This window comes from Pseudoglutamicibacter cumminsii, assembly GCF_016907775.1.
Lineage (GTDB): Bacteria > Actinomycetota > Actinomycetes > Actinomycetales > Micrococcaceae > Pseudoglutamicibacter > Pseudoglutamicibacter cumminsii.
In genome coordinates this window covers 36,598-51,015 of the sequence record NZ_JAFBCO010000001.1, presented here as the reverse complement: position 1 = coordinate 51,015, position 14,418 = coordinate 36,598, and the positions used below count along the sequence as shown (strand labels likewise).

Here is a 14,418-nt window from a genome sequence, read left to right as displayed (position 1 = left end):
AGTTCTGGGGCCTGCCAACACGTGAGTGCTGGCAGGCCCCAGAATCGTTTCAACGCGGATGCGCTACTTCTTGTCCTTGCCTCGAAGGTCGACCCGGTTGCCGGGTTCGATCGAGACCGCGTCGTCATCGAACGGCAAAGAATCCATTTCTGGCTGGACCGGAGCACGACGCTGTGAGGCGGCGGGCTTCGGTGGCGCTTGTGTCGCTGACATAGCGGTCGCAGTCTTAGCCTCCACAACGTCAGCCGCCGCGGTACCAGCTGGGGTTTCAGCGCCGGCCGCACCAGCATCGTCGGCTTGCTTCAGGGCAGCTACGGAACCGGCAGGGCCCATGATCTCGACCGCCTGGGTCAATGGGACGCCGGAGCCGTCTCGGCGGCCGTATTCCAGCGGCAGCGCCCGGGCCATGCCGCCCTTCGACGCGCCACGAGCCGGGCCGGCACCAACCCACGCGGCTACGAGGTGATCTTCGCCCTTCAAGAAACGATGCGCGCGAACACCCATCGTGCCGCGGCCCTTCGCAGGGAACTCAGCCAGCGGCGTGACCTTCGCGGAACCACCCTCAGCACCAGGAAGAGGCTCGGGGCCGTCAGCGATCGTGACAGCCACCGCATCGGCCTCATTCAAGACAACGCCGAAGAACACCACCGCGTCTTTCGCTCCCAGCTTGATGCCAGCAATGCCGCCACCTGTACGACCCTGAGGGCGCACCTTATCGGCGCCGAAACGCAACAGCTGAGCCTCACGCGAAACGAACACAAGCTCCGCAGAGTCAGGGCACGTGGCGGCGCCAACCACCTCATCGCCGGCTTTCAGAGTGATGGCTGGCCACTCATCGGTCGTGACCGGATAATCCGGGTTCAGGCGCTTCACCACGCCCTGGGCCGTACCCACAGCGAAAGCCTCGTCCAGCGGAACCGCTGCGATGATCCGCTCGCGGCGCTCGACCGGCATGAACTCGGTCGCAGCCACGCCATCGCCCAACGGAACACCGTTCGAACCCGGCAGAACCTGCGGAATCTCGACCACGCTAATGCGTGCCATGCGTCCTGTGTTCGTGAGCAAACCGATGTAGCCGCGAGCCGTCGTCGGAACAATCGAGGCGATCACGTCATGGCGGGAACGCCGCTCACCCAAAACCTCATCCCGGCCATGCGTGCGCACAAGCTTGCCCGTAGCGGACAACACAACGAAGCATTCGGTGTCAGCAACCTGCATCGACATAGGCTTCTTCGCCGAACCCGCGCCCGCATCCGGCTCAGGCATCACAGTGCCGGCCAGCGGGACGTCCTTCGGCTTAGCCATCAAATCCGTACGACGAGGGGAATGGTGCCGCTCAGCAACCTCCGCCAGCTCGCTCGAAACCAGTTCACGTAGCTTCGCATCCGAGCCCAGGATCCCCTCGAGGTAAGCGATGTCCTCTTCGAGGTTCTTCTTCTCTGCCTCAAGCTCAACCTGCGAGAACTTGGTCAGCTGACGCAGACGCAGTTCGAGGATGTGATCAGCCTGCGGTTCAGAAAGCGAGAACCGCTCACGCAACGCGGCCCGCGCCGTCGCAGTGTCCTCCGAATCACGCACAATACGGATGACCTCATCGATGTCGAGGATCGCAATCAGCAAACCCTCAACCAGGTGCAGACGGTCCTTGCGCTTACCGTGGCGGAACTGCGTACGGCGGCGAACCACATCCAAACGGTGATCCACATACACCTGCAGCATCTCAAGCAAACCGAGCTGTTGCGGCCGGCCATCCACCAAAGCGACATTATTGATCCCGAAAGAGTCCTCCATCGGCGTGTGCTTATACAAAGCCGCAAGCACCGCGTTCGGATTGAAACCAGTCTTGAGCTCAATCACCAGCCGCAAACCGTGGTGGCGGTCCGTCAGATCAACAACATCGGAAACGCCCGTGAGCTTCTTCGCGTCCGCAGCGTCCTTGATCTTCTCGATGACCTTCTCAGGCCCCACGCCATACGGGAGCTCTGTGACCACCAAGGCCTGCTTGCGCGCGGTCACCTTCTCAAGCTCAACCTTGGCGCGGGTCCGGAACACGCCGCGGCCCGTCTCATAGGCCTTCTTCACACCATCCAAGCCCACGATGGTGCCACCAGATGGCAGGTCAGGGCCAGGGATGAACTTCATGATGTCTTTGAGGGACGCATCCGGGTTCTCGATCAAATGCCGAGCACCAGCGATCACCTCGCCCGGGTTGTGCGGGGCGATGTTGGTTGCCATACCCACCGCAATACCCGAAGACCCATTGACCAAAAGGTTCGGGAACGCGGCCGGCAAAACCTCAGGCTGCAGAAGCCGCGAATCATAGTTCGGAACAAAATCGACGACGTCCTCATCGAGGTCATCCGTCATATCAATCGCAGAATCAGCGAGACGCGCCTCCGTATAACGCGCCGCCGCAGGGCCGTCATCGAGCGAACCGAAGTTGCCGTGCCCATCAACCAGCGGCAAACGCAACGAGAACGACTGCGCCATACGCACCATCGCATCGTAAATCGCGGCATCACCGTGCGGGTGCAGCTTACCCATGACCTCACCGGTCACACGCGCACTCTTGACGTGCCCCTTATTCGGCGCCAACCCCATCTGCCGCATCATGTACAGAATGCGGCGCTGAACCGGCTTGAGACCATCGCGCGCATCCGGCAACGCACGCGAATAAATCACCGAATACGCGTACTCAAGGAAGGACGCCTCCATCTCACTGGTGACATCCACATCGATGATGTGTTCCTCAACGTCCTCCCAAGCCACCGGTGCCTTAGCAACTACTGTGCCTTTGGAACCCGCGGTGCTTTTGGAACCCTTCGACGAGGTCGTCATGCTGTCCTTCACTCAACGTTTCTTGTCTCGAATACTTGCGCGCAATCCTGAAGCATGAGTGCGGCCCCGTATCAAGAGGAAACCTTCACCCAACATTCAGGTGATCGCGCTATATTCACTTTATGGCCTCCTTAGCGCAGAATCCGGGATCTGACACTCCGTCGACGTATCCATCGCATTGGGAAGCCGATGTGGTGCTCCGCGATGGCTCGACCGCTCACGTGCGTCCAGTGACACCCGCGGATGCCGACGGCCTGCAGAAAATGCACTCGCAGCAGTCGGAACGTTCGATCTATCTGCGGTACTTCACGTATAAGTCGAAGCTCACCGATAAAGAGTTGCGGAACTTCACGGAAGTCGATCACCAGAACCGTGTGTGCCTCGTGGTGGAGCGGCGCAACGAGATTGTGGGCATTGGCCGTTTTGATCGGCTCGGTGGAAAGTTTGGCGGCAGCGATACGGAGGCTGAGGTCGCGTTCAACATCCGCGACGACTTCCACGGGCGTGGCTTGGGCTCGATTCTGCTTGAGCACCTTGTGACCGCTGGCCGGGAGCTAGGCATTGAGCGTTTCACGGCCGAGGTTCTACCTGAGAACCGTGCGATGCTCACGGTGTTCCAGCTGGCAGGTTTCGATGTTTCGCGCCGCTTTGAAGACGGGGTTGTGATGGTTGATTTCCCGATTGACCCAACCGACCGTTCGCGTGAGGTCATGGAGGCTCGCGAGCATCGTGCCGAGGCGTTGTCGCTGGCTGCGCTGATGCGGGCTGAGTCGGTTGCCGTGGTGGGAGCGATCAACAAGCCGGGCTCGGTGGCCGGCGCGGTGGTTAAAAACATCCGTGCCGCTGGTTTCACTGGGACGCTGCATTGCGTTGATCCGTATCTTGAGAAGCTCAGCGCGGAGGATGCCGAGGCTTCGGGCTGTGTCGCGTCGCTGCGTGAGGTCGGGGATTCGATCGATGTGGTGGTTGCGGTGCAGCGCCCGGCCGATGTCATAAAGACGGCGGATGACGCCGCGGTGGTGAACGCTCGCGGTCTTGTGGTGATTTCCTCTGGCTTCGACACGCCAGAGGCCTTTGCGATTCAGCGCCAGCTGGTCCAGAGAGCCCGCAATTACGGTATGCGTGTGATCGGCCCGGCATCGCTCGGTTACGGCAACAATGCGGCCGATGTGCGCCTGCACGCCTCTGTTTCCGCAGAGACCTCTCCGGCTGGTGGCGTCGGCTTGTTCAGCCATTCTGCGGCGTCTGGCATCATGCTTGAAGCGGCGGCACAGCGCCGCGGTGTCGGTATTTCTTCATGGGTCAACTCCGGTAACCGCGCGGATGTTTCAGGTAACGACCTGATGCAGTACTGGGAAGACGACGAGGCCACGAGCGTGGTCGCGATGTACCTCGAGAGCTTCGGTAATCCGCGTAAGTTCACGCGTCTGGCTCGCCGCCTTTCGGCTTCGAAGCCGGTGATTGTGGCGAAGTCGGAGACGATGGGCCTGGTCCTTCCTCCGGGGCATGCTGTGCGCCAGTTGGGCGCACCGGTTGGCGTGGTGGATGCGATGTTGCGCCAGGCTGGCGTGGTGCGCGTTTCGACGCAGGACGAGCTCATGGACACGGCGCTGTTGTTTTCGACGGCGGGGGTTCCGCAGGGCCCTAAGGTCGCGCTGGTCTCTAATTCCTCGGCACTTGCGATGACGGCCGCTGATCTGGCCACCCAGAACGGCCTGGAAGCTGTGAGCACGGATTCTTCGCTTCTGCTGGCGGGGACTGAGGACCCTGCGGCGATCGTGACGGACGCGGTCACGAAAGCCCTGGAGAACGACGAGGCGGATGCCGTGTCTGTCGTGTTGCTTCCCGCTGTTGGCGTTGACCACGAGGTGCTTGCTGAGCAGGTTGCGGAGCGTCTCGGGGCGACGGAGAAGCCTGTGGTTGCGTGCCTCGTGGGTGTTTCTGGCGCGGAGACCCCGGGTACTGACCGGGGCGGACGCGTCACGGTTTTCGCGACGTTGTCCACGATGTTCCGCGCGCTGGGGCACGGCGCTGAGTATGCCGCATGGCAGCAGCGTGACTGGGGTGTCCCGGAGCCTCCAGAGGGCATCGACGTTGCTGCGGCCCGCGCACTGGTTGAGAAGGCTGTCGAGGGCATCGAAGGAACCGGAATGGGCCGGCTTTCGCAGGAACAGACTGCCGAACTGCTGGGCCATTACGGTCTGACGGTGGTTCCGTCGACGACCTTCGAGGACGTTGAGGACGCCGTTGCCGCCGCCAACGAGTACGGCTATCCGGTCGCGTTGAAGGTTGCCTCGGGGCACTTGCGCCACCGCATGGACATGGGTGGCGTCCGCCTCGGCATCGGTTCCGAGGAGGAACTGCGGCAGGCGATCGGGCAGATGCGTGAAGATGTGGCCCTTTCACGTGAGACGCGGCTTGACATCCAGCCGATGGTGGACCGCGGCCAGGCGTGCACCGTGATTTCGATCGAGGACCCGCTCATGGGCCCGGTCGTGTCATTCGGTTTGAGTGGGGATGCCGTGGATTTGCTTGATGACTGGGCGCACGCGACCCCTCCGCTTTCACCAGGGATCCTCGAAGACATGATTTCGCGCCCCAAGACGGCGCAGAAACTCACGGGCTATCACGGCCTCCCGCATTTCGATACCGAAGCGCTCAAGGACGTTCTGCACCGCATCTCTGAGTTGAAGGAACAGCATCCAGAGGTTGTTCGGATGGAGTTCATCCCGCTCCAGGTCATGGAACAGGGCGTCGCGGTGCTCTCGGCGGCGATCTATGTGGGGAACCCGGATCAGCGCACGGACTCGGCTCGCCGTTCCATGAGTATCCCCCAACGTTAGCAGCGGTGGCCGCATCCGATGCGGCCGAACGCTAGATTCCCAGCCCGGCACTACTTTTCTAGCCTGGCACTAGACTGGACGGTATGTCTGAAACTTCGTCTACACCGTCGGCAGCGCACGCGTTGCGTCTTGAGCTCGAGCGCGCAGGGTTCTATCCGGACCTGACTTTGGACATCCTCAACGAGGAGCTCGAGGGCACCGTGCCGCGTCGTCATTATCTGCATCTTGAGACGCACGTTGAGGCGGTTGAGGTTCACCGGCATGCGATCGTTTTGGTGCTGACTGACGCGGAGCTCATTATTTTGCACATCGATGACGCGCAGTACGCGGCTGACGGCCAGCCGATCGCGACGTTCTCCGTCGAATCGGTGCCTCTGCAGCGTTTGCACACTGTGGTGCTTTCGGGCGTTGTTGCGCGGCCTGCCGAGTATAAGCCGGGGCAGTCGCCGCGGGAGCTCACGTTCTCGCTGTCGTGGTCGGGGAGCGCCCGCGCTGAGTTCGCGCCGGCGCAGTGTGGTGACCCTGAATGTATCGCTGACCATGGGCTCACTGGTCAGGTGAGCAAGGAGGACCTTGCGATGCGTGTTTCAGCGGACGCGGACGGCCAGAAAGCGCTCGATGCGGCACGCCAGTTCGCTCGGGATGTTCGGCGGGCGTGCTCTGCCGCGGCAGACGGGCGGGCGTGGTAGGCACTATGACCGAGTTTTCGATGCCTCAGTTTGGTTTCCGTGCAGATGCCGAAAGCCCGGCCGCACCAGGGCTTGGCGACGGCGCGGCTGGCGCTGAGTTGCCGGCGGCTCCGGATTATGACCGAGGCACGCTAAACATGGTGGTTCCGACGCTTGATGCGGCGCTCGCTGAGTGGCACGGCGTCGCGCCTGTGTGCTCGGGGCCGGGCACGGGGATCGATGCGGCTGAGCTCATCCCGGGGATTGAACCAGCTCGGCGAGCAGTCATGGTCATGGTGGATGGTTTGGGCTCCGAGCTGATCGAGCGTTACGGCGGGCATGCGCCGGTGATCCGCCAGGCGATGCAAGACAAAAACTCTCAGGTCCTCTCCACGGTGTTCCCGACAACCACAGCCGCCGCCCTGACAGCGATGGGTACGGGTCTTGCGCCGGCTGAGCACGGCATCGTTGGCTATGACGCTGTGGCACCGGACCCTGCCGGCGGCCGCCGCATGGTCAATCAGCTCGGCAGCTGGCCGAGTGACCTTGACCCGCGTGAGTGGCAACCGAACCTGACGTGCTTTGAACGCATGGAGGCGGTGCGGCGGGTGGTCACGGTGTCGCGGGATAAGTTCGAGGACTCAGCCCTGACCCGTTCAAGCTTGCGTGGCGGTGAGTTCGTGGGGGTCACCACGCCACATGCGCGAGTGGGTGCGACGCTCACCGAGCTCAAGCACAAAGATGTGTTTGTGTACCTGTACTGGGACGACCTGGATAAAGCCGGGCACGCGCACGGTGTTGCGTCAAAGCAGTGGTTGCACGAGCTTGAAGAACTCGACGCCGCGATGGGCCGGCTCATCGCTAAGCTTCCGCCGGACACGGTGGTGGTTTTGACTGCTGATCACGGGATGGTTGACATCCCACGTGAGGGGCGGATCGACTATTCGCAGTTCCCTGAGCTGATTGACGGCGTCGAGCTCACGGCGGGGGAGCCGCGGGCTGTTCAGTTGCACTTTGCCGCGGATGTGCCACAGTCACAGCGCGATGCGGTGGTTGCGGCATGGAAAGAACGCTTCGGGGCGGACGCGTGGATTCTCACGCGCGAGGAGTACGTGGAGCTCGGTTGGTTTGGTGCGTCGTTCCGCGACGGCGTGCTCGAGCGTGCTGGGGACGTGGTGATTGCCGCGCACGGCCCGATTGCGTTGTATGACGGTCGCCGGGTTTCTCCTCACGCTTTCGAGATGATCGGACAGCACGGCTCGCTGACCGAGGCCGAGAGGCGGATCCCGTTCGCCGTGCTCGCACAGGCCTAGCGTGTAGCCTTAGCGCGCAGCCGCACTACACAGCCCTAGTACACGGCCCTAGCGAGGTGCCGTCTTATTCGTCGTCGGGGTGGCGGGCGCCGCGGCCGAACACGATTTCGTCCCAGGACGGCATCTTGGAGCGGCGCTTCTTATGGTTCGATTCACCGTCGTTCTCGTGCTCAGAACCAGCATGGCGGCCGTGGTTGGAGCCGGATTCGGTTTCTCGGTCAGAGTTATGCGAGTCACCCCAGAGTGGCTGGGGGGCGTTGTCGCGGCCCTTGCGGTCGTCTTCGTCGTTTCCGGTGTGGGAGCTGGCCGGGATTGGGTCTGGGACGCGGCGCAGGGGCGGGAACGAGACGTTCTGGACGTCTGGCAGGTGCTGGCCGTCGGTACGGTCGGGAGCTTCTGTGTTCGCGCCGGAGCGTTCGCGATCCTGGTGGCTTTGCGCGATCAGGTGGGCGAGCGCATCGTCACCTTCGGCGTCTTCACCTACGCGGGTTCCGCGGCGGCGGGTCAGAACATCAAGCAGTTCGTGGTCCGCGTCATCGTGCTCCGGCTCGTTGACAGGCGCGGAATCTGCGGGCCCAGTGTTGCCGTGTTCGCCGCCGTCTTCGACGTTGAACGGCTGGTCAGGTTCATCAGCGACAGGGACAAGGCGGCGTGGTGGCGCAGAGAAGTCCCACGGCTCCCACTCGGAGAGCACCTGAGCCCAACGGTTGCGGTTTTCGAGGTGGCGGCGGGTTGGGTGGAACGTCCATTCCGCTGGTGGTTCGCCACCAACCGTGACGGCACCTTCTGGAAGTTCGAAGTCTGCGATGACGGTCCACGCGCCGGCGTTGACCTTCCATGAATCCCAGCGCAGGGTTTCGAGATCTACACCGTTGGCGCGCAAGCGGGCGCGGACCATGTCGCCGAGGTTGGCGGGGTTATCGCCGAATGCGGCGCGGTAGCCTTCGTTGTTTTGTGGCGAGGAGACTTCGATGTTTTGGGCCTGCTGTGCACGGTAGTGGCGCTCAGCAAGGATGGGGCCCTCGTAGCTTTGAATAAGTTTGAGGTCGGTCCCGGTTTCTTCGACGAGCTGCTGCGCTGTAGCGCCTTCGCGGATGCGGGCCTGGATTTCGCGCGGCTTAAGTGGCCGTCCCTGCGGTGTAGGGCGCGATGCGGTGGCTGCGGGGTCCTCGCTCGCCTGCCGCACGGCCTGAGCCTGCTTGTCTCCGCGTCCAGCTTCGCCAGCGCTTTCGGAGGCGTTGCTGTTGTCAGCGTCAGGTGAGGTGAGCTCAGTGACAGCGTTGAGAAGTTCGTCGTCAACGGGGAGGCTGTACTCGCGTCCGTCGGAGTCGCTGAGATACAGGGTCGCGCTCGTTTCATCAACGCGAATCACGCGAAGGTTACGCATGTTTCCTCCCGGTCGGTGCCCGTCGAGCCGATCATAAACCGATTGTTCGAACCGAGTTTTACCTCAGTCAGCTCTTATTTAGGGTGAGCCTTGTCTCGGCCTAGTCTTTCATGTCTCAGCTACAATGCCGCCATATTGCGTTGCGGCGCGCCGCTTTGTAGGGTGCTGTCGCAACGTGTTTGGCACCGTCCCAGTAGCAGGTGTTGCCAAGAGGGGGTCTCATGGTGTTAGATACGTGCGAAGTAGGAGATGCACAGATCCTCTGTATATCGGCTCATATGTCGCTGCCAGATACCCCTCCGAGAATTAAGGTGAGAAGTGGCCACTGATTACGATGCACCTCGTAAGAACGAAGAAGGCAACCGCGAGGATTCCATTGAGGAACTCAAGGGTCGCCGTAATGACAGCCAGTCGGCGGTAGTTGACGAGGACGAGACCGAAGCGGCGGAAGGATTTGAGCTTCCGGGTGCCGACCTTTCAGATGAAGAGCTCAACGTGACGGTTCTCCCGGCTCAGTCGGACGAGTTCACGTGTAGCTCGTGCTTCTTGGTGCGCCACCGTTCCCAGATTGCCGAGGAAGAAGACGGCCTGCTGTATTGCAAGGATTGCGCGGGCTAAACGTTCAAGCTTTAACGCGTGTGGGGAGCAGTTCACAACTGTGAACTGCTCCCCACACGTGGTTAAGGGCAATCCCGGAACCGGCCCAGTTTTTGACGCCTAGATCTCTGGTGCGTCGTCGCCGGCCATCGAACCGCCCAGCGCTTCTACGAGTTCCTCGGGGCGCTTGGTGGAAAACAGCCAGTAGGGGGTTCGGTCGCGTTCGTCCGTGATGATGACCTTGATGACCGGGTCAACCCATCCGCGGAAGCTCATGTATGCCAGCCCGTTGAGCCCTGGGCCGCGCTGATAGCGAGCCTTGTAGCCGCGGTAGCCGGTGACTTCACCGAGGTAACGACGTTCGATTGCGGCGCGCCCCACGCGCAGAACGTCATCGGTGACGACCGTTTTAGGGGTTGTGCTGATCATGAGTACAGCCGCGATAACGAAGATGATCACCGCGATGAGGGCGAGTAGCCCCATGTTGGTCGGCGAAAGCGTCAAGCCGACTGCTACAGAGAACGCGGCGGCCACGATCCACATCCACCATGGATAGGGAAGCTTTTCTTCGAAGATTGGTTTGCCTGCTACGGCCGATGCGGTGCTTGCCGATGCAGTGTCGGCCGGGGCTGCGCTCGCGGCAGGGTCGTGTGGTTCGGAAGGAACAGACTGGGACATGCTGACATTCTATCGAGCGGCACCGGTGGAGGTGCGTCGGGGGCGCTGGCTGGCGCGCGCCGTCTAGAATGTGACTGATTCGACGATGTCACCGAGTGTTGTGGGAGTTTTCGTGGAGCAGAATCAGGTCAGCTCTGAAGATGTACATGGGGACGGTGTTGATCGCCCTGTTGTGAAGATCAAGCGCCTAGACCCTTCGGCCGTGTTGCCAACGTATGCACATCATGACGATGCGGGGGCTGATGTTGCCGCGTCGGAGACGGTTACGCTGCAGCCTGGTGAGCGCAGGCTTGTGTCTACGGGGGTCGCGATCGAACTGCCACAAGGCTATGCATGCTTTGTCCACCCGCGTTCCGGGTTGGCTCATAAGCATGGTGTGAGCATCGTGAACGCGCCAGGAACGATCGATGCTGGCTATCGCGGTGAGATCAAAGTGAACCTCATCAACCTTGACCCAACGAACGCCGTGACCGTGAACCCGGGGGATCGGATTGGCCAGTTGGTCATCCAGCAGGTGAGCCACGCCCGTTTCGTTGAGGCGGATGAGCTGAGCGAATCGGAGCGCGGCGTGGGAGGTCACGGAAGCACAGGCGGCTTGCGCGCCTAATGTTCCGGGCTAGAGCCGCAAGGTTCTGGTTTGTGTGGCCTACGGCATTAGACTCGGTGTAGAGCTCGATGTGATCGACGATAGGTCGCTGGCCGCGCAAAGGTCAGTGACGTGGAAGGACGTGTATTTCGATGGGTCTGTTTTCCCGCCGCAAGCGTAGGAAACAGGAGGCTGAAGCCGCAGCGGAACAGGAAGCTGTAGCTGAGTCGACTCCGGAGGTTCCTGAGGGTAAGCCTGAACGCCCCGAGGGTCCCTTCGATATTTCGGAGCGCACCCCAACAGAGTCCTATATTGACCTTGGGTCGTTGAAGATCCCTGCGATCCAGGGCATGAGCCTCAACCTCGAGGTTGAGGAAAGCTCCGGCACCGTAGTTTCGGCAGCCGTTGAGCACGGCGAATCGCGCGTCCAGTTGCAGGCTTTCGCCGCATCGAAATCTGGAAGCCTGTGGGATGGCATCTCGTCAGAGATCGACGATGCGATCACCCAGCAGGGTGGCCGCACCGACCGCCGTGATGGTCGTTTTGGTCCGGAGCTTTTGGCGCGCGTACAGGCTACTGGCCCGAACGGTGAGCAGGGCCACATGGTGGCTCGCTTCGTAGGTATCGACGGCCCGCGCTGGTTCCTGCGCGCGGTCTTTGGTGGCCCGGCAGCGATCAATGACGAAGCCGCGCAGGAGCTCGAAGCGTTCGTCGCGGGTGTCATTGTGGATCGCGGCACGGGGCCGATGTCGCCAACGGAGCTTTTGCCGTTGCGTGTCCCGGAAGGTTCGGAGACGGCGGCTGAGTCTGCGCAGGCGCAGCATGATGCGGGAGCTAATAAAGACAACCACGACCCTCGTCGTGGCCCTGAAATCACCCAGGTCGGCTAAAGAGTGCCCACAAGCCAACGCCAAGCTGGTGCCCAATGGCCGCAGCGGGTCACTGGTCAGCACATCCAATTGACTGGATGGATCACAGCAACCACACGCCCGGCGCCCGGCCATTCTGCGAGCTTTGAGGCGGTTGTCGTTCCGGAACGGCCGAGCCCGGGGCAGCGTCTGGAGTCGTCTAAAGCCGGTGAGCTCGTTGTCTTGATCTGGCTCGGCCAGCACCGTGTAGCTGGAATACACCCGGGCGCGATTCTGCGGTTTTCTGGGCCAGTGAGCCGGCGCGAGGGACGAGACGTGATTTTCAACCCGAGGTATGAAGTCATCGAGGCGGCTCCGGACCGGTCAGATAAGGATTCCTAGGCATGTCCAGCACTAACCCAGAGAAACCTGAACCGATGTCCGCTACCTCTGAGCCCTCAGATTCTGCGGAGGAAGCTACCGGCCGGAAGCAGGCGGCGGCAGCCGTTGCGGGATCGTTGGGTAGTTCGATCAAGCGTAAAGACGACGGGAACATCGACCCGTTAGCTTCGATCGGCGGCATCCGCGGTTTAGCGGAATCCACGGTTCCGGGATTCTTGTTCATGATGATCTTCGCGTTCACGCAACAGCTCGACACCGCGTTGATCGCCTCACTCGCGGCTGGGCTCGTGTTCATCGTGGCCCGCGTCGTGACGCGCTCCCAAGTCACGCCAGCGGTAACGGGTTTGCTGGGTATTGCGCTGTGCGCGGTGTTCGCTAAAGCGGGCGGCAACGCACGCGACTATTACGTCCCAGGGTTTATCACCAACATTGTTTCGGCGTTGGTGCTTGGTATTTCGGCTCTCGTGCGTTGGCCGCTGGTCGGCGTCGTGTTTGGTTTCCTCCATGGTGAGGAGACCCGCTGGCGTGCGAGCCGTCCCCGCATGCGGGTGTACCAAGTAGCTAACCTTTTGGTTCTCGGCCTGTTCATTTTCCGTCTCGCGGTTCAGGTTCCGCTCTACTTTACGGACCAGGTCAACGCACTCGGCGCCGCGCGGCTCGTGATGGGTGTCCCGCTCTACGTGGGTGTGCTCGTTTTGGCGTGGCTCATGACGCGACCACGCGGCAACGTCGCACAGCAGCAGCAAAACGTCGCACAGCAGCAGCAAAGCGTCGCACAGCAATCGCAGGACGCCGCGGATCAGACGGAGGAACCCTAAGCAGGAGGCCCCTCAGTAGGGGCCTAAGCAGGGGACTCGGCTTGGTCCCAGCCTTCCCGCAACAACGTCCGAAGCTCACCTTCGGCAGCAGGCGCGGCGAGGAAGATCACCTCATCGGCGGCTTCGAGAGTGTCGTCAGCCGTTGGCGCCATCGGAGCATCATCGCGTAGCAACGCCACCGGAACTGTACGCAAAGGCCACGGAACCTCCGCGAAACGCAAGCCCACCATCGGCGAATCCGCGGGCACTGTGAACGCGACGATATCCGCGGAATCCGAACGCAAAGACATGAGCCGTACGAGGTCGCCCTCTTCAACGGCTTCCTCAACCAGAGCCGTGAGCAAACGTGGCGTCGAAACCGCAACGTCCACACCCCACGCCTGAGTGAACATCCACTCGTTGCGCGGATTATTTACGCGCCCCACGGTACGCAAGACACCGAACTCAGATTTCGCGAGTAGCGACACCACGAGGTTCGCTTTGTCGTCGCCGGTAGCGGAAACCACCACATCGGCGGTTTCTGGCCGGGCGCGGCGCAACGTCGAAAGTTCGCACGCGTCCCCGATGAGCCATTCGACCCCATCGAGCGCGCCTGAAGTTACGGCTTCGCGGTTGTCGGGGTCTTCGTCGATGATGCACACCTGGTGGTGGCGGCCTAACAGTTCGGACGCGATCGACTGACCAACCGACCCTCCGCCGGCGATGATGACTCTCATTCCTCTACCTCGTCCGTGACGTCTTCAGTGAGTTCTTCGGCAAGTTTTTCAGCCCGTTGCGGGGTCTCCGACAAGATCCGGTCGACGTCCGCCACGGCATCGACGCGCATCGTCGCGTGTAACGTATCGGTTTCTTGGAACAGCATCCCGGGGTTCGGGATGATGCTTTCCCCGAAGCGGGTGATGTAGGCGATGCGCACGCCGGCGAGTTCTTCGATGCGGGCGAGCGGCTGGCCACGCCATGCCGGGGCGACGTTGAGTTCGCGCAGCATGATGGTGCCGGTTGAATCGCGGTAGTCGCCGTAGAGCGTGTGGGAGGGGAGGATACGGCGCAAGACTTGGTCTGCGCTCCAGCGCACGCTCGCGACAGTGGGGATGCCGAGGCGCTGGAACACTTCGGCGCGGCCTGGGTCATAGATGCGAGCCACTACGTGGGGGACGTTGAACTCTTCGCGTGCAACACGGGTTGCGAGCATGTTCGAGTTATCGCCTGAAGATACCGCGGCGAACGCATAGGCCTCTGAGACCCGGGCTTCTTTGAGGACTTCCAGGTCAAAGCCGACGCCGGTGATGCGCTCGCCGCTGAAGCCGACAGGGAGCCGGCGGAACGCGTTAGGGTTCTTGTCGATCACAGCCACGGAATGGCCGCCGTCTTCAAGCGTTTGGGCTAGGAGGGCGCCAACGCGCCCGCAACCCATGATGACAAAGTGAGCCATGGTTTGAG

The 14,418-nt window shown here is 61.8% G+C and carries 13 protein-coding genes; 8 read left to right on the top strand and 5 right to left on the bottom strand.

The annotated features are described in order from the left end of the window. Positions 1 to 63: 63 nt before the first annotated feature. Positions 64 to 2,715: a DNA gyrase/topoisomerase IV subunit A gene (locus JOD50_RS00240; RefSeq protein ID WP_239541585.1), complete on the bottom strand. Its 2,652-nt coding sequence runs from the start codon at positions 2,713 to 2,715 to the stop codon at positions 64 to 66. Between the two features lie 245 nt (positions 2,716 to 2,960). Between JOD50_RS00240 and JOD50_RS00235 the strand changes: the two genes are divergently transcribed. The 3 genes from JOD50_RS00235 (at position 2,961) to JOD50_RS00225 (ending at position 7,662) form a co-directional block, all read left to right on the top strand. After that, positions 2,961 to 5,681, top strand: coding sequence for a bifunctional acetate--CoA ligase family protein/GNAT family N-acetyltransferase (locus tag JOD50_RS00235; protein ID WP_204879966.1), 2,721 nt, complete (start codon positions 2,961 to 2,963; stop codon positions 5,679 to 5,681). 83 nt (positions 5,682 to 5,764) lie between these two features. Next, positions 5,765 to 6,370: a DUF5998 family protein gene (locus JOD50_RS00230; protein ID WP_204879965.1), complete on the top strand. Its 606-nt coding sequence runs from the start codon at positions 5,765 to 5,767 to the stop codon at positions 6,368 to 6,370. Between the two features lie 5 nt (positions 6,371 to 6,375). Beyond that, the gene (locus tag JOD50_RS00225) at positions 6,376 to 7,662 is read left to right on the top strand and encodes an alkaline phosphatase family protein (RefSeq protein ID WP_239541471.1); all 1,287 of its coding nucleotides are present in this window, start codon (positions 6,376 to 6,378) and stop codon (positions 7,660 to 7,662) included. Positions 7,663 to 7,726: 64 nt separating this feature from the next. On the opposite strand, the gene sepH is transcribed toward JOD50_RS00225, so the two are convergent. After that, positions 7,727 to 9,049, bottom strand: a complete 1,323-nt coding sequence (sepH, locus tag JOD50_RS00220; protein ID WP_204879964.1) for a septation protein SepH — start codon at positions 9,047 to 9,049, stop codon at positions 7,727 to 7,729. Positions 9,050 to 9,367: 318 nt separating this feature from the next. Between sepH and JOD50_RS00215 the strand changes: the two genes are divergently transcribed. Beyond that, a complete protein-coding gene (locus JOD50_RS00215; RefSeq protein ID WP_101629574.1) occupies positions 9,368 to 9,667 on the top strand; it encodes a DUF4193 domain-containing protein in 300 nt (99 codons plus the stop codon). Between the two features lie 99 nt (positions 9,668 to 9,766). Here the strand turns inward: JOD50_RS00215 and JOD50_RS00210 are convergent, their stop codons facing one another. Then, a complete protein-coding gene (locus JOD50_RS00210) occupies positions 9,767 to 10,324 on the bottom strand; it encodes a DUF3093 domain-containing protein (RefSeq protein WP_204879963.1) in 558 nt (185 codons plus the stop codon). A 112-nt stretch (positions 10,325 to 10,436) separates the two neighbouring features. On the opposite strand from JOD50_RS00210, the gene dut reads away from it, so the two are divergent. From dut to JOD50_RS00190, 4 genes are all read left to right on the top strand, one after another. After that, positions 10,437 to 10,931: a dUTP diphosphatase gene (gene dut, locus JOD50_RS00205; RefSeq protein ID WP_338051952.1), complete on the top strand. Its 495-nt coding sequence runs from the start codon at positions 10,437 to 10,439 to the stop codon at positions 10,929 to 10,931. Positions 10,932 to 11,062: 131 nt separating this feature from the next. Continuing rightward, positions 11,063 to 11,800, top strand: a complete 738-nt coding sequence (locus JOD50_RS00200) for a DUF3710 domain-containing protein (RefSeq protein WP_204879962.1) — start codon at positions 11,063 to 11,065, stop codon at positions 11,798 to 11,800. A 69-nt stretch (positions 11,801 to 11,869) separates the two neighbouring features. Continuing rightward, complete coding sequence (locus JOD50_RS00195; RefSeq protein WP_204879961.1) at positions 11,870 to 12,160, top strand: single stranded DNA-binding domain-containing protein; 291 nt, start codon at positions 11,870 to 11,872, stop codon at positions 12,158 to 12,160. A 2-nt stretch (positions 12,161 to 12,162) separates the two neighbouring features. Then, entirely contained in the window at positions 12,163 to 12,978 is an 816-nt protein-coding gene (locus JOD50_RS00190; RefSeq protein ID WP_204879960.1) for a DUF3159 domain-containing protein, read from the top strand. Between the two features lie 23 nt (positions 12,979 to 13,001). On the opposite strand, the gene JOD50_RS00185 is transcribed toward JOD50_RS00190, so the two are convergent. Both JOD50_RS00185 and JOD50_RS00180 read right to left on the bottom strand, forming a co-directional pair. Then, complete coding sequence (locus JOD50_RS00185) at positions 13,002 to 13,694, bottom strand: potassium channel family protein (protein ID WP_204879959.1); 693 nt, start codon at positions 13,692 to 13,694, stop codon at positions 13,002 to 13,004. After that, complete coding sequence (locus JOD50_RS00180) at positions 13,691 to 14,410, bottom strand: potassium channel family protein (protein ID WP_204879958.1); 720 nt, start codon at positions 14,408 to 14,410, stop codon at positions 13,691 to 13,693. Before JOD50_RS00180 ends, JOD50_RS00185 begins: the two co-directional genes overlap by 4 nt. Positions 14,411 to 14,418 lie beyond the last annotated feature (8 nt).

What these genes read in the sequence shown, in the direction of transcription:
- JOD50_RS00180 (WP_204879958.1), bottom strand. Translation starts at nt 14,410, where the DNA reads ATGGCTCACTTTGTCATCATGGGTTGCGGGCGCGTTGGCGCCCTCCTA.
- JOD50_RS00240 (WP_239541585.1), bottom strand. Translation starts at nt 2,715, where the DNA reads ATGGAGGCGTCCTTCCTTGAGTACGCGTATTCGGTGATTTATTCGCGT.
- JOD50_RS00235 (WP_204879966.1), top strand. Translation starts at nt 2,961, where the DNA reads ATGGCCTCCTTAGCGCAGAATCCGGGATCTGACACTCCGTCGACGTAT.
- JOD50_RS00185 (WP_204879959.1), bottom strand. Translation starts at nt 13,694, where the DNA reads ATGAGAGTCATCATCGCCGGCGGAGGGTCGGTTGGTCAGTCGATCGCG.
- JOD50_RS00190 (WP_204879960.1), top strand. Translation starts at nt 12,163, where the DNA reads ATGTCCAGCACTAACCCAGAGAAACCTGAACCGATGTCCGCTACCTCT.
- JOD50_RS00230 (WP_204879965.1), top strand. Translation starts at nt 5,765, where the DNA reads ATGTCTGAAACTTCGTCTACACCGTCGGCAGCGCACGCGTTGCGTCTT.
- sepH (WP_204879964.1), bottom strand. Translation starts at nt 9,049, where the DNA reads ATGCGTAACCTTCGCGTGATTCGCGTTGATGAAACGAGCGCGACCCTG.
- JOD50_RS00200 (WP_204879962.1), top strand. Translation starts at nt 11,063, where the DNA reads ATGGGTCTGTTTTCCCGCCGCAAGCGTAGGAAACAGGAGGCTGAAGCC.
- JOD50_RS00210 (WP_204879963.1), bottom strand. Translation starts at nt 10,324, where the DNA reads ATGTCCCAGTCTGTTCCTTCCGAACCACACGACCCTGCCGCGAGCGCA.
- JOD50_RS00225 (WP_239541471.1), top strand. Translation starts at nt 6,376, where the DNA reads ATGACCGAGTTTTCGATGCCTCAGTTTGGTTTCCGTGCAGATGCCGAA.